The sequence below is a fragment of the Xanthocytophaga agilis genome (assembly GCF_030068605.1).
Taxonomy (GTDB): domain Bacteria; phylum Bacteroidota; class Bacteroidia; order Cytophagales; family 172606-1; genus Xanthocytophaga; species Xanthocytophaga agilis.
Genome location: NZ_JASJOU010000003.1, coordinates 216854 through 236988 on the forward strand (window position 1 = coordinate 216854; position 20135 = coordinate 236988).

Annotated in this window: 23 protein-coding genes and 1 pseudogene; 14 read left to right on the forward strand and 10 right to left on the reverse strand. The window is 39.7% G+C overall.

Translation table 11 applies throughout. From position 1 onward, the window contains the following. The first annotated feature begins 43 nt into the window (after positions 1 to 43). The 5 genes and pseudogenes from QNI22_RS11255 to QNI22_RS11275 all read left to right on the forward strand — a co-directional run bounded on the left by QNI22_RS11255 (position 44) and on the right by QNI22_RS11275 (position 3511). On the forward strand, positions 44 to 772 hold the full coding sequence (locus QNI22_RS11255) for a hypothetical protein (RefSeq protein ID WP_314510733.1): 729 nt from the start codon (positions 44 to 46) through the stop codon (positions 770 to 772). A gap of 191 nt (positions 773 to 963) precedes the next feature. Beyond that, a pseudogene (locus QNI22_RS11260) lies at positions 964 to 1083 on the forward strand (helix-turn-helix domain-containing protein); the annotation flags it as partial. A 181-nt stretch (positions 1084 to 1264) separates the two neighbouring features. After that, complete coding sequence (locus QNI22_RS11265; protein WP_314510734.1) at positions 1265 to 2026, forward strand: carboxypeptidase-like regulatory domain-containing protein; 762 nt, start codon at positions 1265 to 1267, stop codon at positions 2024 to 2026. A 737-nt stretch (positions 2027 to 2763) separates the two neighbouring features. Next, a complete protein-coding gene (locus QNI22_RS11270) occupies positions 2764 to 2985 on the forward strand; it encodes a hypothetical protein (protein WP_314510735.1) in 222 nt (73 codons plus the stop codon). A 178-nt stretch (positions 2986 to 3163) separates the two neighbouring features. Continuing rightward, positions 3164 to 3511: a hypothetical protein gene (locus QNI22_RS11275; protein ID WP_314510736.1), complete on the forward strand. Its 348-nt coding sequence runs from the start codon at positions 3164 to 3166 to the stop codon at positions 3509 to 3511. Between the two features lie 134 nt (positions 3512 to 3645). On the opposite strand, the gene QNI22_RS11280 is transcribed toward QNI22_RS11275, so the two are convergent. Beyond that, positions 3646 to 4335 carry a hypothetical protein gene (locus QNI22_RS11280; RefSeq protein WP_314510737.1) on the reverse strand — a complete coding sequence of 230 codons (690 nt, stop codon included), beginning with the start codon at positions 4333 to 4335 and terminating at the stop codon, positions 3646 to 3648. Between the two features lie 747 nt (positions 4336 to 5082). Here QNI22_RS11280 and QNI22_RS11285 point away from each other — a divergent pair. Genes QNI22_RS11285 through QNI22_RS11320 form a run of 8 tightly spaced genes read left to right on the forward strand, consistent with a single transcriptional unit; the run spans position 5083 to position 13006 of the window. Next, positions 5083 to 5511, forward strand: coding sequence for a type IV pilin protein (locus tag QNI22_RS11285; RefSeq protein ID WP_314510738.1), 429 nt, complete (start codon positions 5083 to 5085; stop codon positions 5509 to 5511). 37 nt (positions 5512 to 5548) lie between these two features. Then, positions 5549 to 6079: a hypothetical protein gene (locus tag QNI22_RS11290; protein WP_314510739.1), complete on the forward strand. Its 531-nt coding sequence runs from the start codon at positions 5549 to 5551 to the stop codon at positions 6077 to 6079. Then, the gene (locus tag QNI22_RS11295; RefSeq protein WP_314510740.1) at positions 6072 to 7553 is read left to right on the forward strand and encodes a GspE/PulE family protein; all 1482 of its coding nucleotides are present in this window, start codon (positions 6072 to 6074) and stop codon (positions 7551 to 7553) included. Before QNI22_RS11290 ends, QNI22_RS11295 begins: the two co-directional genes overlap by 8 nt. Next, positions 7553 to 9604, forward strand: coding sequence for a type II secretion system protein GspD (locus tag QNI22_RS11300; protein ID WP_314510741.1), 2052 nt, complete (start codon positions 7553 to 7555; stop codon positions 9602 to 9604). The genes QNI22_RS11295 and QNI22_RS11300 overlap by 1 nt, the downstream gene beginning before the upstream one ends. A 30-nt stretch (positions 9605 to 9634) precedes the next feature. Further along, positions 9635 to 10864: a hypothetical protein gene (locus tag QNI22_RS11305; protein WP_314510742.1), complete on the forward strand. Its 1230-nt coding sequence runs from the start codon at positions 9635 to 9637 to the stop codon at positions 10862 to 10864. 28 nt (positions 10865 to 10892) lie between these two features. Then, positions 10893 to 11465, forward strand: coding sequence for a hypothetical protein (locus QNI22_RS11310; protein WP_314510743.1), 573 nt, complete (start codon positions 10893 to 10895; stop codon positions 11463 to 11465). Positions 11466 to 11488: 23 nt separating this feature from the next. Then, complete coding sequence (locus tag QNI22_RS11315; RefSeq protein WP_314510744.1) at positions 11489 to 12469, forward strand: fibronectin type III domain-containing protein; 981 nt, start codon at positions 11489 to 11491, stop codon at positions 12467 to 12469. Positions 12470 to 12481: 12 nt separating this feature from the next. After that, complete coding sequence (locus tag QNI22_RS11320; RefSeq protein WP_314510745.1) at positions 12482 to 13006, forward strand: hypothetical protein; 525 nt, start codon at positions 12482 to 12484, stop codon at positions 13004 to 13006. A 431-nt stretch (positions 13007 to 13437) separates the two neighbouring features. Here QNI22_RS11320 and QNI22_RS11325 read toward each other — a convergent pair whose 3' ends face one another. The 4 genes from QNI22_RS11325 to QNI22_RS11340 form a co-directional block, all read right to left on the reverse strand. Continuing rightward, the gene (locus QNI22_RS11325; protein ID WP_314510746.1) at positions 13438 to 13644 is read right to left on the reverse strand and encodes a hypothetical protein; all 207 of its coding nucleotides are present in this window, start codon (positions 13642 to 13644) and stop codon (positions 13438 to 13440) included. Between the two features lie 347 nt (positions 13645 to 13991). Then, positions 13992 to 14369 (reverse strand): hypothetical protein, encoded by a 378-nt coding sequence (locus tag QNI22_RS11330; protein WP_314510747.1) that lies wholly within the window; start codon positions 14367 to 14369, stop codon positions 13992 to 13994. A gap of 35 nt (positions 14370 to 14404) precedes the next feature. Further along, entirely contained in the window at positions 14405 to 14902 is a 498-nt protein-coding gene (locus QNI22_RS11335) for a hypothetical protein (protein ID WP_314510748.1), read from the reverse strand. A 172-nt stretch (positions 14903 to 15074) separates the two neighbouring features. Continuing rightward, positions 15075 to 15872, reverse strand: a complete 798-nt coding sequence (locus tag QNI22_RS11340) for an aminoglycoside phosphotransferase/kinase family protein (RefSeq protein ID WP_314510749.1) — start codon at positions 15870 to 15872, stop codon at positions 15075 to 15077. Between the two features lie 200 nt (positions 15873 to 16072). Between QNI22_RS11340 and QNI22_RS11345 the strand changes: the two genes are divergently transcribed. Next, the gene (locus tag QNI22_RS11345; RefSeq protein ID WP_314510750.1) at positions 16073 to 16963 is read left to right on the forward strand and encodes a leucine-rich repeat domain-containing protein; all 891 of its coding nucleotides are present in this window, start codon (positions 16073 to 16075) and stop codon (positions 16961 to 16963) included. 316 nt (positions 16964 to 17279) lie between these two features. Here QNI22_RS11345 and QNI22_RS11350 read toward each other — a convergent pair whose 3' ends face one another. From QNI22_RS11350 to QNI22_RS11370, 5 genes are all read right to left on the reverse strand, one after another. Further along, positions 17280 to 17729, reverse strand: a complete 450-nt coding sequence (locus QNI22_RS11350; RefSeq protein ID WP_314510751.1) for a hypothetical protein — start codon at positions 17727 to 17729, stop codon at positions 17280 to 17282. 32 nt (positions 17730 to 17761) lie between these two features. Then, the gene (locus QNI22_RS11355; RefSeq protein WP_314510752.1) at positions 17762 to 18187 is read right to left on the reverse strand and encodes a hypothetical protein; all 426 of its coding nucleotides are present in this window, start codon (positions 18185 to 18187) and stop codon (positions 17762 to 17764) included. 209 nt (positions 18188 to 18396) lie between these two features. Then, positions 18397 to 18864: a hypothetical protein gene (locus QNI22_RS11360; protein ID WP_314510754.1), complete on the reverse strand. Its 468-nt coding sequence runs from the start codon at positions 18862 to 18864 to the stop codon at positions 18397 to 18399. A 327-nt stretch (positions 18865 to 19191) separates the two neighbouring features. Then, positions 19192 to 19608, reverse strand: coding sequence for a hypothetical protein (locus QNI22_RS11365; RefSeq protein ID WP_314510755.1), 417 nt, complete (start codon positions 19606 to 19608; stop codon positions 19192 to 19194). Further along, positions 19605 to 19997: a hypothetical protein gene (locus QNI22_RS11370; RefSeq protein ID WP_314510756.1), complete on the reverse strand. Its 393-nt coding sequence runs from the start codon at positions 19995 to 19997 to the stop codon at positions 19605 to 19607. The genes QNI22_RS11365 and QNI22_RS11370 overlap by 4 nt, the downstream gene beginning before the upstream one ends. Positions 19998 to 20135: the final 138 nt, after the last annotated feature.

The window sequence follows — 20135 nt, forward strand, 5'->3', positions numbered from 1 at the left end:
ATAGTAGGCTACCTACCACTACTTGCTATACACCTAGAGAACAATGTATTGTAAAAGAGTTTATTCATTTCTGCAAAAAATAGCCTTAGGGATATGTCTGCTTGCAGGTAGTGGCTGTACAGATTCCAATATAGCTGATACTATTAAAAAAGAACCGCAGAACAAAGAGATAGAGTTAGATGGTATTGTGTATAAAATCATTCATCCGGAAGATAACACGATCGCAGCTATGAATGAAAAGTTGGGAGATAGTGAACGAAAAGGCTTATTTGCCAACTACTATGATAAATATTGCATTCTATCTATTACCAATCAGCTGGATTCAAGCATTGCTGTCTATGCAAATAACAAATGTTTGTTGATAGGAGAGTTTACTATATTTGGACCCTATCTTGGTAGATATAGACAATCACTATATAAAGATGAGAAACGGAAAATATATACAGAAAGTGAATCCCTTCATGTATCATATTTTAGTAGGTTTAAAGGTGATCAGGCCTACGAAATTAAAAAAGGAAAAGAAGAACAGTTTTATCTTCCCTACCGATCGCTTCAGTACTATGAATCACAGGATTCTACTTATAAAGCATTGGGTATTGTGAATCCACCTGTAAAACTCGAACAGCGAATTGATTCTATCTACATATGGGAGGGCTATATGATAGGGACGTCAAGAAAACACAGTATATACTCCTCCTATCTGATGGTAGGAAAGCTTGACTCGAAAGATAACTTTTGTTTGCAAAGGATACGTAAACCGGATAGATTGTAAAACAGAGTGGCAGGGTATCTGACAACCTACAAATCTACTATCCACTCAGCAGATTTCGGATACAACAAAACCGAATTTGACTACATCCCTCTTCCGGATAGTACCGACCTTTGACCCAACAAATACATCAAACATGAAAAAGATTCTGGTCATTGGGGCATCCGGGTTTGTAGGAAGTTATCTAACCCGCCAATTTATCTGTCAGCGAGATTGCCTATCAGCTGGGCTTTGAACATTCCCAATCTTTCAGCAAGCTATTTAAGTCCAAGACTCAGCAGTCGCCACTGGAATTCAGGAAAGCTTTTAATTGAATACTCAAACAAGTTTTCAATTTAGCTTACAACTCATCCCCTGCTTTGTGCAGTAAATTCACCCAAAGCCCCAATCCAACGGATAGTCTTTCGCCAGCCATTCAACCTGTCCTAGCTTTGAATCATCCAATACAGATTTATCCGATCACCTATCCATTTACATTCAGCTGTAAGTTGAACTATGAAACCTAAAATATTCATTTGTATGGGACTTGTATTGTCCCTGCTGATAAGTAGTTGCAGTCCATCTGCGCCAGACAGCAATCCCAACCAGGCCGAAAAAGGAGTGGTAAAAGGTCGTGTCCTGGACAAAGACGGCAAACCCGTTGCCAATGCAGTCATTGTGGCCTCCAGCACTGATTACTACAACAAAAACAGTACTGGTTATTCAGATGCGAGCGGCAACTATTCATTTTCTCTGCCAACAGGCATTGCAGAAGGTTCCTATTCAGTAAGCGGAACAGTCACCTTTCAATATCAGGGGAAGAATTATACGATGGCTTTATATCCTGAACAGGAAGGGGTATTTTCTGCCTATGATGGAGCAGTACGTAACTTTGTCTTTCGCCTCAATGGTCCCCGGTCAACCACTTCCGATGCAGAGGATATGCCACTGGGTGGTACATTGGAAGTACATGCCCAGCCGGATAACGTCAATGATAAAAACCTGGAAATTACGCTTGAACCTATGGGCCCGCTGGTGGATGGCAGTACGGGCAAAACCCTGGTTGTTGGTCTGCCAGAAAATGACTACCGTATCAAGGATATACCTGTAGGTAAATATAAAATTACGGCTCGTGACAAGGTTACCGGTCAGCAGTTGGGAGTTGCCATTAATGGTGCTTTCCAGGACTATGCCCCTGCTGTGGAAGGACTGTTCACAGATAAAGATTTTGAAGGCTCTACGTTCTTTGATCTGGTGATTAATATTAATACATTATAGAATATCAATAGCATCTGTGGAAGGATATATTTACGAAGAGAGCAGTTGCTGAATTTAGTCCAACTTTATATACGGACTAAGTTCAGCAACTGATATAGGCTTTATCCAAACTGGCAGCTTATGCTCGTACCCTGTCTCATATCTTTTGAGGAAATGAGGGTTTTAGGGCAAAAAAGGGACTGGTTTAAATAGAAAGAGGCTGGTTCGAACGTCCGTTAGGACCCAAAATGAAAGCAATGTCTGTTGCGTTGGGACAAAGAGAGCCAAGTTCAGGTTTTCATTTCCGTCGTTGGTGTTATCACCAGCGAGTTGTTTCCCACTAAGGGCTTATAGAACCCATTTTTCTTTTCGAAAATTTCCACCCTGTTTCTTTTCCCAGATAATAACACAGTAGTAAAAAATCAGTTTAATTTGCATTCATGATTAAGCTATAAGACCTGAAAGGATTTACTATAAACAAGATAAAAGACCTGTTATGGGATCAGAGAAATATATTATGGACACGAGATTCGAAAACATTTTTTATATCCATTCCCAAGACAACCCAATGGCCTATTCATTCAAGAGCTGAAATTGCATCTGATTATCTCAACCTGGCTTTTTGTGGTCAAGCAATATGGGAGGTTGCTAAAGATAATGGAGACGATTTTGAAAGTGATTTTCAATATCAATCTGTTCCTATTGAAGAAGACGGGAGTGTATTATTCACTGTTTCATTCAAAAATACGGAATGGGCAATGAGTGAGTTGGCGGATGCTATTTGTTTACTTGCATTCCTATATCGTTATACTGATGATACCGGATTTCATGACAATATAGATTGGTCAGAATATGATAATAATTTGGACTTGCTCCGTTCAGACATGATCAAAGGATTTAAAGAAGATATGGAATGGCATGAATTCTACCCAGCCTGCCCTTATTTTCTTGAAGTTTATAATGATTTTAGTAAGGAATAAGAGAATAATGAATAGTTAGAGAGAACATCCCACTGTTCCTGAATTCATGGCAGGTATGCGTTCATTGTTGACTATTACGTTTATACTCCGATGTCTGCGCAAAATATAACTCTTATAAACCACCACCATTCAGAGCCGGATTGGAAGGGTGTTCCTCAAACAAATTCGTTTACTGGCTATGAGCAGAGTAAATCCCATCCAGCAGGATACCTGCCTTCTTATACTCAATACCTTCTTTATAAATGGCGTTTCCTTAGAACGTGAAGACTGGATGAAGACCGTAAGCACAGAGGCTATTGTTATCTCGGTATGCAGTTTTCAGAAGCCTTGCTGGCATAAGATCTATGAGAAGCTAGCCAGAGAGCTGGTAATCGAAAGACATCTTGAGACTTTACTCTATTTGTCATATCGTCATCTGGAATACCCCGCATATTGCGATTTATCGAACCAGGTGTCAAAACCATCCTTATCCTATCCAGGAAGCTTCTTCAGGAGAGACTCCACTATGATAGGACAGCGTAAGTGAATAGGAACTTTCCTGTGGACACGGAATAGTTAACACAAGCAAACTATAGATAAAGTCTCCTGCAAGGTAAAAATATAAATATCCTCCTAAAATTCACATGTAAACTACATGAGTGTGTACTATGTATCTATGTGTTACTCACGTATTTGAGGAGTTACTTTTAAATCTGAAACTGTAAAAATAAAAGCAAACTCGCTTTGCTGAAAGAAACGGTCTTTCCAGTTCAGTATACATTTTTCGGCTTGTGTGGATGTTAGGTTGACAGGAAAAACAGTCACAAAAGTGATCTTATGATTCAGGCCGGGAGCACTTTCCCGAATACACAAGCTGGGTGTATACGACTGCTTGTCTACCTGCAAGGTAATATCTTCAGGTAATTGCATATCCAACTGATTTAAGGCATCGGAAAGAGTAATCGAAACATCTTTTTGTAAGAATTTTTGCAGATCTACTTTTTCACTCAGGCTTTCGATGGTTAGATAGAACGTAGTATGACCTGCATAGGACTTGAGTGTACTATCGAGCAAAGCAGGAGTAAAAGCCAATCCGGATTTTTGTATGTCTCCATAGGCCAGATAGGCAGCTGGCATATAGTGTACACTCATCTTTAGTTTATCGCCAATAGCGTGAGACTGCACCAATCCATTGGAAGGATTACTCAGATACACTTTGTATTCTTTGGCTGTCAGGATATCTGAACCACAGCCACAAAACGAAAGAAAAATAGATAAGGCAACGAAAGAAAAATAGAAGTATTTTCTTTTGACTTTAACTTTAGAACAAGATGTAGAATAATATAACTCACCACTAGAACTTTGAAGCATAACTCAATATCTCTGTTATCCGGATATTTATTGTAAAGTAACTCCTATATAAGCTCACAAAACAACAGTACATTCTATACAAAATATCTTTATTTTCGCTTTTTTCTATACACAGTAGTAAGACTAGCAAAATCAACTATCACAAAAAAACATAAGAATCTATAAATGCTGAGTTACACGTGTTCTACCATAAATTTTATCATATTTATCACGATCGGGATACAAATCCACTAAATGAGTATATGTAGTAAGCTTATTTTTTGTAAAAAAAAACGATAAAAATACTACCCATCTATCATAATCCTGTAGCTTTCTTACATCAGAAAAATCTTCCTATCTATACATAAAACAGGTGAATTCTGGTTCAAAAACAAAGATTACACTAACGTTTACCCTCGCAAAGAGAAGAAAATAAGTACTGAACATGTGTGCTTTTACCTGGATACAGACAAAAATTGGCTTTGCAAAGCTTCCTTTTTCACAATCATTCTTATACTATATTTATTCTTCGTAATAGCACTCACAAAGCCTTCAAATACACACTCATTAGTATATAGTATTCCACAACAGGTAATGGTTCACTGATATAATTACGGATTGTTATTCAATCTTCCCCTACTCATATGCTTCTCATAATTAATTAAATATGAGCAATTTCATACATTGTTCTTTTTTAATAAAAACCATGTGGTTTCATCATCTAAGATTTTGCTTTTTGCAGAGAAATTCTACAGAAGTAAAATACAAATGAAACCAAGACTCAACGTATTCAAACACAAAACATTACCTGCTTTTACCCTTACAGAATTACTCATTGTACTGGTAATAGTAGGAATTCTCATTTTGCTGGCGTTACCTGTACTGATGCCACTGATTAGTAGGACACGCAGCCTGGAAGCCAAACAGGCACTGAAACATGTATATACTCTTGAGAAAACTTACTTCTACGAACATGCCAAATATAGTTCGAGTGTAGAAGCCATTGGCTTTGAAAGCGAAAAGCTTTCGACAGAAGTAGAGGGGGGCAAAGCAAACTACAGAATAGAAATCGTAGATGCATCGGTAAACGGATTCACAGCTCGTGCTACAGCTGTAGTAGACTTCGATGGAGATGGACAAATGAATGTCTGGGAAATGGATAACAACCAGAATTTACGGGAAGTAACACCTGACTAATCATTGAACACAAATTCTGTAACACCAACTCTGTTCCTTGCTTTCATCCGTTATGACTATTGCCCTGATAGTATTATTACTGCTCACTTTCTGGCAGGATATGCGCAGCCGCATACTTAGTGTATGGCTATGGGCTGTCATGACAGGTATTGTCATAATCATTCGCTTTGCAGATGCAGGAAATGGCGTACTAGCTGTAGGGTATGAGATGGGTATAAATGTTTTGATTATCTTCTGGCAACTCTTCTTTTTAACACTGTATGTATCTGTAAAGAACCGAAAGCTCACGCAACCTGTAGGTCAATTTCTGGGATTGGGCGATGTATTTTTCTGGATCGTACCCACCTTGTTTTTCACACCTGTATCTTTTCTGATTTATTGGGTTTTCAGTTTGCTGTTTGCGCTGGCAGGGCATTTGATTTTTCGTTCGCTGTTGTCAGCAACGTATCCATCTACTGTCCCTTTGGCAGGCATGCAGGCATTGTGTATGGCAGGCTATGTTGGCGTTAGCAAACTTGATCCTACGCCACTCTTTGCTTGTCTTCAGATAGGAGGTCAGCATGCATGAGTCTGTAGACAAACGAGCGGGAGATAGCGGCGTATTTCTCAAAGTTCCGGCAGAGATGATGCAGGTGCTATCTGCTGCACAGGTATGGCATTATCGTATCCTGCCTAAGGAATTACAAGGGTCTACGTTATATATATATGCCGATGAAAGTAGATTTGATTCTTCAACAGAAGAAGAATTAGAGATGGTTTTAGGCCAGTCAATTAAAGCTGAATGTGTAGAAACATCACTGATTGAAGAAGCCTTACAACGATATTTCCCTACTACACAAGTATCTGACGCTAAACAATCCAGAGGCTCTTCGGCTATAACCTCCAAACCCGATACGGAAGGAGAAGCTTTTCTGATGCAACTCATTCGGGAAGCCAAAAGCCTGCGCAGTTCAGATATTCATATCGAATCGTATCAGCAGAGGGCACGTATCCGCATTCGTATTGATGGGATGCTGGTAGAACGGTATCAACTGGAAAAGCATGAATATCCGGCTCTGATTAACCAGATCAAGATTATGTCCAATCTGGATATAGCCGAAAAACGTCTGCCTCAGGATGGACGGATTTTCTATCATCAGGGAGAAGATCGCTTTGACATCCGGGTATCTGTGTTACCTACTTTACATGGAGAAAAGGTGGTAATGCGTATTCTAAGTCAGGATGCTACACGTATAGATATTCAGGTCCTGGGTTTTGAACCACAGGATCTTCGTCGCTATCTGGAAGGGATACGACGACCCACAGGTATGATGCTGATCAGCGGTCCTACAGGTTCAGGAAAAACCACAACCTTGTATGCAACGCTTAAGTTGCTCAACAAGGAAAGCCGTAATATTCTGACCATTGAAGATCCTATTGAGTATACCCTGGAAGGTATCAACCAGGTACAACTTAAGGAAAATATTGGCCTGGGCTTTGCCGCAGCCTTACGGACATTTCTGCGTCAGGACCCGGATGTGATTATGGTGGGTGAGATACGGGATACGGATACTGCCAACATGGCTATTCGGGCTGCTCTTACCGGACACCTGGTGCTCTCTACTATCCACACCAATTCGGCATGGGGCACTGTGTCACGTCTGATCGATATGGGGGTGCCTCCATTTCTGGTAGCCAACACACTGCATACATCCGTAGCTCAGCGACTTGTCAGGTTGCTGTGTCCGGATTGTAAACAAAAAGAATCTTTTGAAGAAAGTATGTATCCTCCTGGTTTTGTAACAAACAAACACATAACACACCACTTTATACCCACAGGCTGCTCCCGGTGTCATCAGACAGGTTTCAAGGGTCGTAAAGCTATTTATGAGGTGATCCCAATGGACCATGAACTGGCAACCTATGTAAAGGAAGGAAAAATGAATGCAGACGATCTATTATCAAATAAACAAGTTAAAACTCTGGCAGAAAATGCCTTTTCGCTTTTTGAAACAGGACAAACCTCTCTGGAAGAGATATACCCGTTGTTATTGAATTACTAATGAAACCAGCGCTATTACCGAAAAAATTGTTTACCCGAAAGTTACTTACTGAAAAATTATATACAGGCATTTTATCCTTATTACTTATTCTGTTATACAGCTTGGTAGCCACATCCCTGCAGGCACAAGACCCAAATAGAATACGACAGGAAAGGGAAAAATATCTTTTTCAGGTAGAAAATCAATTGAGAGCCTTATCAGACTCTCTGGTCCCTGGATTACGGGAAGTTGCCTCTCTGACCGTTTCTGAGGCTTCTCTGGGTGACTTCCTTCGTGGACTTGCACAAACACACCGACTTAATATCAGTGTAGAGCCAGGACTGGACAATAAGGTGACCAACAACTTTACAGGTGTAAAAGTACAGGATCTGCTATTGTTCCTTTGCAGGGAATACAATTTGGATATTCGTTTTACAGGAACGATCATGGCATTTTCACGCTATCAGCCTCCTGCAGAGCCTAAACCCACGCCTCAGGTCAGAATTCCACAGATACAATATGATATTTCAAATGACCGACTTGTGGCAGACCTTGCCAATGATAGCCTTCCTGCCGTAGCCCGACAACTCACCCGGCTTAGTAAGAAAAATGTGGTACTGGCTCCTGGTCTCAATGGAAAAATGGTAAGTAGCTATATCGAAGGAATGCCACTGGAAGCAGGTTTGGATAAGATTGCGTATGCAAACGGATTGCGTCTGGTAAAGACTTCCGATAATGCCTATTTATTGGAAGGCAATGATAGTCCAGCAGCTGCCTCAGGATCACGAAACCGTCTGGGTCAGAACGGACTGGTGTCTGCAGGATATCCGTCTAACCGCCAAGGAAATGGAGGTGGCGGAGGTAACAATGCAGACAATCTGTTTATCGATGTAAAACAAGGTCCTGATGGGAATCAGTGGCTCACGGTAGATGCATCCGGAGTGCCTATTGTAGACATTATCAATGAAGCCTCTTCGCGGTTAAATATAAACTATGTTCTTTTTTCCAATCTTCCAGGCAATACCACTGTGCGACTTCAGAATGTACGATATGATGACCTGCTTAGCTTTTTGCTGCAGGGGACCAGCCATACAATGAAACGGATGGATGGGATCTATCTGATCGGAGAACGCAACCTGGAAGGATTTCGGAATACACGTTTAGTTAAGATGCAATTTCGTCCGGCAGATAAGATAGATGAGGTTATTCCTCCTGAATTGAAAAAGGGAGTTGATATTAAAATCTTTAAAGAACTAAACAGTGTCATCTTATCCGGGGGATTGCCACAAATTGAAGAGATTACCAACTTTCTGAAAGCCATTGACCAGCCTGTACTCAATGTACTGATTGAAGTTATTGTCATGGAGGTCAACAAGTCTTTCTCTGTAGAGACAGGTATCAGTGCATTACTCTCCGATTCGACTAAGAAGACAGGTGGAACAGTATTTCCAGGTCTGGATATGACCATTGGTTCGGGAGCCATTAATAAATTTCTAAGTACCTTGTCTTCCAATGGCCTTGTCAATATTGGCAGGGTTACTCCAAACTTCTATCTTCAGTTGAAAGCGCTTGAGCAAAACAGCAATGTACAGGTGCATTCTACGCCCAAGCTCTCTACACTAAACGGACACGAAGCAACATTAACCATAGGACAGTCGGTTTATTATCTCGAGCAAACACAGAATATTACGGGAAGTGTAACAACAACTACCTCTGTTACACAAAGGTATAATAAGGTGAATGCGGATATGAGTATTAAAATCAATCCAATGGTTTCGGGTGATGAACACATTACACTGGACATAAACGCGGAATTCTCAGACTTTACAGCCCCTACCATAGCAGGTGCTCCTCCTGGTAACGCAACCAGAAAGTTTACCTCTATGATCCGAATTAAAAACGAAGAAATGATTATCCTGGGTGGTCTGGAAGAGGCACGTAAGTCTGCCAGCGGTTCTGGAGTTCCTATCCTTTCTCGTATACCCATCCTGAAATGGTTGTTTAGTTCACGTAAACGTGAAAGAAGTGACAAACGCTTGTTGATATTCATTAAACCGACCCTGATGTATTAAGCAGTTTCGGATTGTAGTCAATTTATTTGTATGAAAAAATTACCAGACATACTCACTCCTCCCCGTCAGGCAGGAGGTATTGCACTGGTCCGTGCAGATGACGGACAATGGATGGGGTATGGCTTAGTATTGCAACAACAGAAGGGCGTCATTACTATTCAGAAACAATGGCAGGGACTGATTCAGGATGTTGCATTTACAGAACAAATGCCTAAATCTGTTGCCTATACACTTTGTGTGGATGGCAAAGGTATTCTGCATAAATCTTTACCTCTTACATCCGGTAAACCTTTACTGGAGCGTATCAAAGAATCCGTTCCAGGTGTTGTAGCCAAGGACTTCTATATACAACTTGCCGAAGGTTCGGGAAAGGATTTTGCCTCACTGATCCGCAAAGATTTACTGGACCCTGTACTTACTCAATGGCAGACAGCAGGCTTTGGCATAACAGGCTTATCATTAGGCCCCTTTGCAGCATCTATTCTGGCCACAATTGTATCTGATTCAGCTAATAACCTGCCTACTGCCTGTCAGGTATTGAACATCCAGGATGGCAGGCCATATGCCTTATATCCTTTAGCACAGGCAGAAGCGACCATTACAATTGGAGAGGATATAATAGGGCGAGAATGGACTACAGCTTATGCAGTCGCCTTTCAGACATTACTGACAGGCAACGTAACCCCTTTTGCTGAGTCAGAGTTTATTTCTGCTCAGCAAAAGCAGTGGAAATACCGAAAACGTTTTGAAACTACAGGTAAAGGTATACTAATAGCTATATTTCTGGGACTTTTACTCAACTTCTTTCTTTTTCAGCATTTTCAACAGGCAGCATCTGTACTCGAAGAACAGGTAGGTCACCAGATGGAATCTTCTGAACGACAGAATGTATTAGTAAAGAACCTGAAAGAAAAGCGAAACTTTCTGGCTACCAGTGGCTGGTTATCCCCTACTCATCATAGCTTCTTTGCAGATACGCTGGCAGCTAGTCTGCCAGGAGGAATACGGCTAACAGAATTAAGCATCTATCCCAGAAACGAAGCCTTATCCCGTCAGGAAAAACGATCTGTGTTTACTCCGGATGTAATCCTGGTAAAAGGAGCCTGTGCAACACCGGAACCACTTCGGGAATGGATGACCATATTGGAACAAGCCTCCTGGGTAAGTCAGGTAAGTCAACCTGGTTATCAGTACGACCAGCAAAACGGTGTAGCGATGTTCACAGTATGGATATACCTGAAACCCTACCAAACTCCATAAATTTCAGAGAGACGATAGCAGATTATATATGTTTGAAAACCTGTTAAACTGGAAATCCTTTTCCTATCAGAAACGCTACCGCCTTTTATGGTTTGTAGTAGTGATCTTTCTATGGATTGCCTATACAATAGCCATCTCTCCTACTATCGAAGCATACCAGCATTATCAGGATCTTGCCCGCAAGGCAGCACAGGGATCTTCCGCACCAGACCAGCTAGCCCGATTACATCAGGAAATGCAGCGTGCCAATGCCTATATGGTTTCGGAAGGAGCAGACAGCAACCGAACCGATCCTCTGCTGGCAGGCCTTACACCTCTTTGCCGCAAGTATGGTGTACGAATAGATGCGTTATTGCCGGCCAAAGAAGAACAAAAAAATAACCATATCATTGTCACCCGCTCAGTAAGACTGCAGGGCGACTACCTTTCACTGGTACAGATTGTTCATCGGCTGGAATACGAATTGGAAACCGGACGGCTAGCCTCTGTTCAGTTTAGTGTACAGGAAGATATCTTCCATCAAAAACGAACCTTATATGCCGAATGCTTTCTGCAACAGATGTACGAACGCAAAAAATCAGTATCTGAGGAAACTCACTAATTACATTGACATCAAGCTTTATCATGAAAAAAACATATAATGCGATTACTTATTTACTGAACTTCCACACTACCTATATACTGCCAGCATTTCTTATAAGCTGTGTATGTATGGTAATGGGTTGTGACGAGATTTTTGAACAGGACATTACCAACAAGAAAGTAGTCTTGATGGCTCCTGCCGATAGTGCAGCCTCCGTTAAAGTAACCCAGACCTTCCGCTGGCAAACATTGGAAGGAGCCCGACAGTATCGTCTGGAAATAGGTTCACCATCCTTGCTTGAGGCCTCTGATTATTTCATAGACACAACAACCTCAGCTACCTCATTGCGTCTCGTACTTCAGCCTGGACGCTTTGAATGGCGCCTTACAGCTTTAAATGCGGGTTATACTTCCCAATCAGCAGAGCGGTATCTTCGCATTGATACATCTTCTGACCTGGGTCAACAAAGTTTCCGTCTGCTTTATCCTGCCAACAACAGTACTCAGGGAAGTAATGCCATTACATTTCAATGGGAAGCGCTACCAATGGCTGATAGATATGTATTTGAACTGGATGGAGAAACTATTGATACCTTATCATCGAATAGATTTATTAAAACCTTTGCTACAGACTCACGCAGTTATTCCTGGCAGGTTACAGCCCTGAACGCTAAATCCAGCAAGGCAGCAGATCAGGCATTTACATTCTCTATCGACATGAGTAATCCAACAGCCCCAACTCTGGTGAGTCCGCTGAGCAATGCAACATTACAAAACCTACCTGTCACACTGAGCTGGCAGCGAGGTGCTACTGCGGTTGTACGGGATAGTGTCTACTTATATACCAATGCACAGACACTTATCACAGGTTATCCCAAAGCGGTTACAACCACATCCTATCAAATCACATCTTCTACTACCAACCTTGGTGCAGGCACCTATTATTGGGCAGTGAAGTCAGTGAGTACCAGTGGTAAAGCCAGTAGTTTGTCAGAAATGCGAAGCTTTACCTTATTATTTTAAACAGGACTTGCCATGAAAAATAAAAAGATGATGTTCGTGCTTCTTCCGGCAGTTATTCTGATATGGGGCCTTATCATTTATCGCATTGTAGATGCTGTACAGGAAAAGGATGTACCTGATACATATTCAGAACCTAACAGAAAACTTCATACTTCTACGACTACTCTTCCAGATACAGTACATTTACTGGTCAACTATCGTGATCCTTTTCTGGGATCAGGACCTGCTAGAATCCGGAGAGAGCCTTCACCCTCTATAACTTCTCATCCAGCACAGGCAACGAGTTCGATCCAGGCAGTACATAGCAGTACACCCACTGTACCTGCCCCCAAAGTAGTTATAGCCTGGCCAACTGTTAAATATGTAGGTATGATTCAAAATGGAAGCTCTCAGATAAAGATTGCTATTTTAAAGATTAATGGTAAAAGCCACCTGATTGCAGAGTCTTGTAGTGAAGCAGATATTACTGTGCAAAATATAGTACAGGACTCAGTAGGCTTGCAGTATCGGGGTGAACACAAATATTTTAAACGGTAGCCTTTATCTATCTAAAATAAATCCTACAACATTCTACTTTCAGGGAAACTTCCATACTAAAAGCCACATATATGTCGAAACTTTTAGTAATAAATGACCACTGCTTGTATCTGAATCCATATGTTCAAAATATAACCTTTGCAACATCTTTGGATATAGTATAGATAAGAGTAGAAATAAAGTGGTTAATTGGTTTTCAGATCAAACCGTCTATCGGTGAAATGAATGGTCTCACAATCAGGTAAGGAAATAATCCTGAATGCAAAAGTACCTGACAGAATTTCAGCCTGATAATCTACAAGAGTCAGTGTAACATTGCCTTGACATATAGCACTGTCATCGCTAAAATACTGGCATTGCTAAACCCAAAATAACCTCAGTTACATGTGTGCTATCCGTCCGACCCATGGGAGAGGCACCAACCGATCCGGCTACATTGGAGAAAAATCTACATACTCTCCCCGCTTTGTATTAGATGCCCGAATCTGAAATACCCCTGAATCTAGATATTTTTCAAATTCGTACACTAGCATAGTATCGTAGTCAACAGGCTTATCTGCTTCAGGTACCCAGGCTTTGCCATTAATGCGGCAACCAAACGTATTGGCTCCAATCTGAGTGACGGCATGTAATTTCATCTCTTCCTCACAACAAACAAACCACTAGTATCTATACTAGATATCAAACAAATAAGACGATGCATCAACAGGTACATGTATCTGAATTTAGATAAGTACTTATTTTTTAGGGAGAGGAGGAAGTAAAGGTATCTACCAAAGATACACTTTCTCTAAAATTCGACAGTAACAAGTAAAACATATGAAACAAACAAGTTATGGGATATTTCTCCTTAATTAACTTAGTAACCTGCATATATAAATTAAATTTAGCAAGCAATTCAGAGCTGAAGGCATGTAATGATCCTATGTGTACCGAAATCACTAAAAGCCTTAGATAGTACCAAACGGCCTGGCCTTATGCGTACCTAAGGAAGGTTTTCTTCTATAGTAGGATCTGCTGGTGAGCTTGTAAATACATCCAAGAGCCAGGAGAAGAGAATAAAAAATTGTAGTAAGGACACAAGACTTAAGAGGATACATGGGATAAATGCAATACCTTTAAGGATCAGATTATTGGTTTTCATCACACAATATACCAGAATACTAGTGAGAGGGAGACTGGAATGAAAAAGAAAGTCTTTTGTGAGAAATTCCACTGTTTCCTTGTGTTGAGGGAAATGACTAACTAACCAGTTATCACAATAGGTCAGACTATAGAGAACCAGAAAGTATAGCAGAATTATTCCTGCTACCCTTTCGACTCGTCCTACCCGAAACTCTTCGGAAACCTCCTTGTTAGACATTGTTTAATCAGTTATCTTTTCACAATATACATCCCTCAAGCCTTCTTCAAAAACTGCAGTCTGGGAATACCCCATAATCCAAACAGGAAGGCACTCAAGAAGCCCAGCGTGTTAAACACCGCCAATATCCAGTCCTTTGTATTAGAGGCAAATAAAGTAAATACCAATGTCAACGCCAGTGCGCCAATACCCAACAAGACAGCTCCTATGACATGGAGGATTTTTGAGTCCGTGAAGAAAGAGGCAATCAGTCTGACAACCGCAAAGACAATAGCCTGATACACCGAAAAATAGAAGCCAATAAAGATAAACATCAACAGAAAGGCCATAAATGTAAAAGGCTCTTTATCTGAAGGATGCAGAAAATCAAAAGTAGCAATCATCAAGGTTATTCCTCCACAAACAATCACAAGTCCTAAAAGAAATACCAGCACGATTTCCATACCATTTCCACTACGCCGATAGCTGTAAAACAGTAGTGCAATCACTGCAACTAGTAGAACTGCAAATAAGAAAGCTGAGCTTAGAGCCATATTTTTGAGGAACAGTGTGTATACAATTACTCCGGCATGAAAATGAAATTTTTTAACATAAATAAAAAGACCAGAATTACGAGAACCTCACCTTGTAATCAAATACACACTATTGTATAGAACAAGGTATATACTTTCATGTTACTACTACACATCCTCATCCCGAACCTGATCATGTCAGGTATTGTATAATAGGCTGAAAGCATTCGTATTCGTTTCGAAACACTACTTCATTCTCATGTGTTGACAGCGCAGCTACTGTTAACCGGAACACAATAGCCCGTAGCATCATTTCTCTGACAAATTCAGACTGTGAAAGATAGTGTAGTTCTTCCAGCCGGCTTCCATACCAGGCAATGGAGTCACATACCAGTATGGCTTCTGCATACTCTACAGGAGCTATGGTGGGAGAAAAATCAATAATCAACGGAGCTAAAGTATCATCAAAAAGTATATTGCCAGCCAAATCAGCATGTATGATCTGCATGGGATAACTGTCTTGTAGTATCAAACCGGAAAGTAGGTCTTTCAATATCGTATACGCATCACCTGTAATCTCTCTGAGCAAGCCTTCTTTTTGCCAGGCAATCTGATGAGCTTTTGCCCATTTGTGATCAGCTGATGGCATGTCTTGAAAAGACAACTCTGCCAGATCTGTATGAAACAGTCGCGCTACCTCGAGCTTTTCAAATAGCTTTCCGTTCCGGAATTCACCCGGTTCATATTGTGTACAACACCAGCCTTTGTACAAAAAAGTTTCCTGATGACTCCTTACAGGCTTTGCCAGCCGATATCCTTTTGGATGTATAGCATTATAGACGGTCAGCAGCCATTCGTAATACCGGACATTGGTATCTATAGGCTTCAGCACAAAATCACCAACCCGGACTGAGGTATGCTGCCCTCCCAACAAAGGCATACTCTCTCCCTTCAGAGTAAATGCGTCAAGAATGTCCTTGCTCAGATTCATCCGCTTAAATATATTGGTCTCGAAAAGTATAGGACTTTGCCCAAACAAATACAAAACATGTCCGAAGATATTCAAAGCATCTTACTAATCCATTCTGAAGAAAACCGAAATATTGTTTGTAAACTTGCTTTGTTAATCAGAATTGAAGTATAGAATAGACAAGAACTTACTGGGATAACCCACATTTGCCAATACCTACAATGAATGCAGAGTCTACCGAAAGAGAAAGCATACTACGTTTATTACAATCCGGTCAACTGCAAAATATTGAGCTGGGTTTAGCCTTGGCAGAATCCCTACAGATTGATATTGAAGAGTTCAAAAACGATATTGAGTTTATACATAACTGGATTATTGCAAAACAGGCCACCTGGCTCAATAAGGGTGCTCACCAATTAACGCTTCAGGAGAAGATAGTCAGAATACATAGCATGAAAGAACTATACTTATCCCGGCTTAAGCTAACAAAGCTCCCAAATCAGATCAACTATTTTACAGGTATTACATCATTAAGTGCAGATGCCAACAAATTAACTAACCTACCAGCCGAAATTGGATGTTTGACCAGGCTAGAGTATGTAACTATCTCAGAAAATCAATTAGCGTCTCTTCCTCTGCAAATTGGAAATCTTAGCAATCTTCTCAGTTTAAATCTTTCGTATAATCAGTTATGTGAGATTCCTAAAGAACTTTTTCAATGCATCAAACTCCATCACTTATACTTAAATGATAACCAACTGGATTGCATCCCTCCGAATATAAAAAACCTTGAGAATCTGTATGAATTGCATCTCAAAGGAAATCCGCTTACCTCTTTTCCATCCGAAATTGCTAATTTGACAAGACTTACGGATTTAGACCTGGACAAAACCAACCTGGAATATCTACCCTTGGAATTATTTAGCCTGGCAAGTTTGGAAAAACTAAACCTTTCAGATAATAAACTAACATCCCTACCTCCGGAAATCAGCAAATTAACACGTCTAACTTTATTGTATCTCAACAACAATCCTCTCCCCGATTCAGAAATAGAAAAGGTTAAGTCCTTGTTGCCTGATTGTGAGATTGTTTTTGAGACCACCACAGACTAGAAAGATAGAAGATAGATATCCTCAAAACTTGGCTCAGAAAACATATATCTGTTTTTGTGTTCCTTTCAGTAACACATCTTTTTTGTCCTTCTGAAAGAATCTTTTGGCAAGGTTAGCAGCCTTTCCGTTTGGATATACTTATTTCTCTCAGAAAGCAAAGATGGCTCTATTTGTCAAAAGATTCTTTCAGAAGGACAGCAAGGAAGAGTATTTCTTTCAGAAGAAAAAACAGAGAAACCTTTACCTTGGTAATATGGAGTTATACAACTCAGTAAAGCTATTCAATTACTAAATGAGAAAGATCGCAGGTATTATTTCAATATTTTTGGAAGATATAGGTAAAGCAAGGCGAATCAGCAGTAAAAATTCTTTTCTGGTAGGCCGCAAGATGAAGCTTTTCCCGGTTCTTAAAATATCTATGACGTATTCGATTCTCTTTACGAAGTGTCATAAAATCATGATGGCCATCAATAAGCATAATAATTTCCAGATTGGTACAAGAGGGTAAGATTTTTATCAACGTCCATTCCATAGCCAGAGCACTCAACAACAGTTGATTAGTACCAGCAGGAAGTTCAACTGTAAAGTTCCCGTTTATGTCAGTCACTCCCAATTGTATGGTATCGATGCTCCGAATGCTAACATTGATCAGGGGTGTCAACTCATCCTCTCCTACTATTTTCCCTGTAACGGTTCTGACCTGTCCATATGATAGACAAGTAATGAAAAGAACTAATCCAAACAGGAATCTTAGAATTAAGAACATGTTATAAGGATGGTATACACATTATTCAAGGTTTATAAAGCTGGATCAGGCACAGGTATTTTGGCACCCGGATACCACAAATACGGCAACAGTTCATCATTACGAAGGTAAAAGTTGTCGCTGTAATTGACAATACCACCATCTTTAATGGTCTGTGTATAGTAAAACCAGTGACTATTTCCGTTTTTGTAGTAAAGATAAATATCACATAAACCGCTATTAGCTTTTCCGTTAAAATCTTTAAAACGTATCTTTTTGGAATTAATCAGAATCCCACAGATTTGCTGAATACTATCTTTTGAGCTAATGACACGTCTATCATTATGATCATCTCCAAACAAACCCCGATTCTCTACTTCAATACGAATAATATTTGCACAAGATAAATCTATTCGATCTGGAGTCTGGCAACCTGTCAGACAGGTCAATACAAAACAGAGTGCTATATACTTATACATGAGTTACCAACAGGTTTACTGAATAATTAATCTACCCAAATATCATACTTACAAGACTCTAAGCTATGAGAAAGTTTTTACCTGGTTACTTACTATAGTGAGTTAACCACTTCACTATAGTAAGAATTTTTAAAAATTACCTGTAGTAATTCTATCACACTAGACAACAGTTAGTCATTCTATTCTGTAAGGCACAATATCAGGTAGATTTATTTTCTACAAGTACAATGGAATATCTTTCCATATCCATCAAAGACTTCAAAATCGTTAAATCCCATCTTTTTTGAGAAAGTAAATGAGTTTACGACAAAAACATGTGATGTTTGAATCCTTCTTCCTGCTGTAAAGTGATAAATTGTATCCTGCTCTGACAGAGTCAGTGAATCTATTCTAAGTACTGCATTTCTAAACAAATCATCGTGATATATTTTCCACTCACTTCCTTTGGCAGCATTCAGATCAAAGAGGAGATATTCTTTTGAAAGAGCTTTTCTGTCTGTAGAAGAATAGGAATTGTCCAACAAATATATCTTTGAGCCTTCCTGACGAATATAATCCAGTTCTTTCTGAGGAAAGAAGGCAATTTTATACCGTTTGTACTGCTTTTCATTGATAACTGTCAAACTTGTGTCAAATTCTTCAATAATCTTCAAATTCATTCGTACAGTTGTATTCATATACTTATTGGTACCATCTGTTGAAACACAATGATACTTCCTTTTAAAAGGTTGACTGAAGAAAAATGAGTTTGCACGTTTCAACATGAAACCACATATACAAACACTACAAATACAGATAAGTAAAATTACGTTTTTCATTCTTACATGGTTTGTATTCATTATGGATTTTGTCTTCACAGGATATTTGTCTTACTATCTTCTATAAATAAGACACCTTCTCTTTTTTCATTCTTCAGCTATCATACTGAGATACATTACCAAAAGTGGTTTTAATCTTTAGAACAGTGTTTATTCCGAACGAAACAAAGTAGATATCTGCCTCTGTCATTGGCACAAATCGGCTACACTTGTATAAATCTTATTTTGAAACAAACGCTCATCCTGCCGGGTTGTAAGTTCAATCTGTTTTACTATAATGTCAGATTGAAAATCAGGTGGACTTTTAGCTAACTTTCCTGTATACATATACAAAGTATCCTGAGATAAGACATAATAAATTGGAAAGTCGCCTTCATACATAAAGTCTTTTTCCACATTATATTCACTTACATCATCTGAATATTTTGCATGCGAAATCGCAAAAAACCGACTATTTTCATTAACTCCCCAATCCAGCTTTTTAACAAAAATTGAGTCTAGTCTATCATTACTATAGATCACTTTATCGCAAACAAATAATCCATCTCCTGTATAGGAATGGAGAATACAACTTAAACTAATAATCAATAAAACATTTCTCATTTTTCCAGGTATGTATCCTTTTCTGCCTTTGGCCAATAGGCCTTGAAGGATAGAAAAACACCCACACTAATCAGAATAATCTCAACTACCATAGCACTGATATCATTGCTAAAATTACCTTTGTAGGCTTGCGGAAAGAACATACGCAACAGACCAAGAGCCATACATAACCAACCTAGTATAGTTATGACTACTGGCCATTGAAGAACCCAGTTATTGTGTGCACGCACAATGGTTAGTCCGGCAATGAAAAACAACACGCCTGATAGGTATATCAACGGAATAATCTGTTCATCATATAGTGTAGGATTCCATAGCTTGAGCTCTGAAGCTACCATGACAATCAACGTAGGTCCGATAATCCCAGCCAGTGATCTTGATTTATACATTGGATATGTAAAAGGATACAGCCATAAACATCTGGATTTTTATGACTATCAGGGTTGTGTGACCAATGTAGCAAAAAAACGATCAGACCCGTTTTCTTCCTGAAAAATTTGCAGTGAAGAAGAGATAGGCTTTATCTT

Bases quoted from the DNA above. Each gene is read 5' to 3' on its own strand.
- QNI22_RS11255 (WP_314510733.1), top strand. From the start codon at position 44: ATGTATTGTAAAAGAGTTTATTCATTTCTGCAAAAAATAGCCTTAGGG.
- QNI22_RS11265 (WP_314510734.1), top strand. From the start codon at position 1,265: ATGAAACCTAAAATATTCATTTGTATGGGACTTGTATTGTCCCTGCTG.
- QNI22_RS11270 (WP_314510735.1), top strand. From the start codon at position 2,764: ATGAGTGAGTTGGCGGATGCTATTTGTTTACTTGCATTCCTATATCGT.
- QNI22_RS11275 (WP_314510736.1), top strand. From the start codon at position 3,164: ATGAGCAGAGTAAATCCCATCCAGCAGGATACCTGCCTTCTTATACTC.
- QNI22_RS11280 (WP_314510737.1), bottom strand. From the start codon at position 4,335: ATGCTTCAAAGTTCTAGTGGTGAGTTATATTATTCTACATCTTGTTCT.
- QNI22_RS11285 (WP_314510738.1), top strand. From the start codon at position 5,083: ATGAAACCAAGACTCAACGTATTCAAACACAAAACATTACCTGCTTTT.
- QNI22_RS11295 (WP_314510740.1), top strand. From the start codon at position 6,072: ATGCATGAGTCTGTAGACAAACGAGCGGGAGATAGCGGCGTATTTCTC.
- QNI22_RS11300 (WP_314510741.1), top strand. From the start codon at position 7,553: ATGAAACCAGCGCTATTACCGAAAAAATTGTTTACCCGAAAGTTACTT.
- QNI22_RS11305 (WP_314510742.1), top strand. From the start codon at position 9,635: ATGAAAAAATTACCAGACATACTCACTCCTCCCCGTCAGGCAGGAGGT.
- QNI22_RS11310 (WP_314510743.1), top strand. From the start codon at position 10,893: ATGTTTGAAAACCTGTTAAACTGGAAATCCTTTTCCTATCAGAAACGC.
- QNI22_RS11315 (WP_314510744.1), top strand. From the start codon at position 11,489: ATGAAAAAAACATATAATGCGATTACTTATTTACTGAACTTCCACACT.
- QNI22_RS11320 (WP_314510745.1), top strand. From the start codon at position 12,482: ATGAAAAATAAAAAGATGATGTTCGTGCTTCTTCCGGCAGTTATTCTG.
- QNI22_RS11325 (WP_314510746.1), bottom strand. From the start codon at position 13,644: ATGAAATTACATGCCGTCACTCAGATTGGAGCCAATACGTTTGGTTGC.
- QNI22_RS11330 (WP_314510747.1), bottom strand. From the start codon at position 14,369: ATGTCTAACAAGGAGGTTTCCGAAGAGTTTCGGGTAGGACGAGTCGAA.
- QNI22_RS11335 (WP_314510748.1), bottom strand. From the start codon at position 14,902: ATGGCTCTAAGCTCAGCTTTCTTATTTGCAGTTCTACTAGTTGCAGTG.
- QNI22_RS11340 (WP_314510749.1), bottom strand. From the start codon at position 15,872: ATGAATCTGAGCAAGGACATTCTTGACGCATTTACTCTGAAGGGAGAG.
- QNI22_RS11345 (WP_314510750.1), top strand. From the start codon at position 16,073: ATGAATGCAGAGTCTACCGAAAGAGAAAGCATACTACGTTTATTACAA.
- QNI22_RS11350 (WP_314510751.1), bottom strand. From the start codon at position 17,729: ATGTTCTTAATTCTAAGATTCCTGTTTGGATTAGTTCTTTTCATTACT.
- QNI22_RS11355 (WP_314510752.1), bottom strand. From the start codon at position 18,187: ATGTATAAGTATATAGCACTCTGTTTTGTATTGACCTGTCTGACAGGT.
- QNI22_RS11360 (WP_314510754.1), bottom strand. From the start codon at position 18,864: ATGAATACAACTGTACGAATGAATTTGAAGATTATTGAAGAATTTGAC.
- QNI22_RS11365 (WP_314510755.1), bottom strand. From the start codon at position 19,608: ATGAGAAATGTTTTATTGATTATTAGTTTAAGTTGTATTCTCCATTCC.
- QNI22_RS11370 (WP_314510756.1), bottom strand. From the start codon at position 19,997: ATGTATAAATCAAGATCACTGGCTGGGATTATCGGACCTACGTTGATT.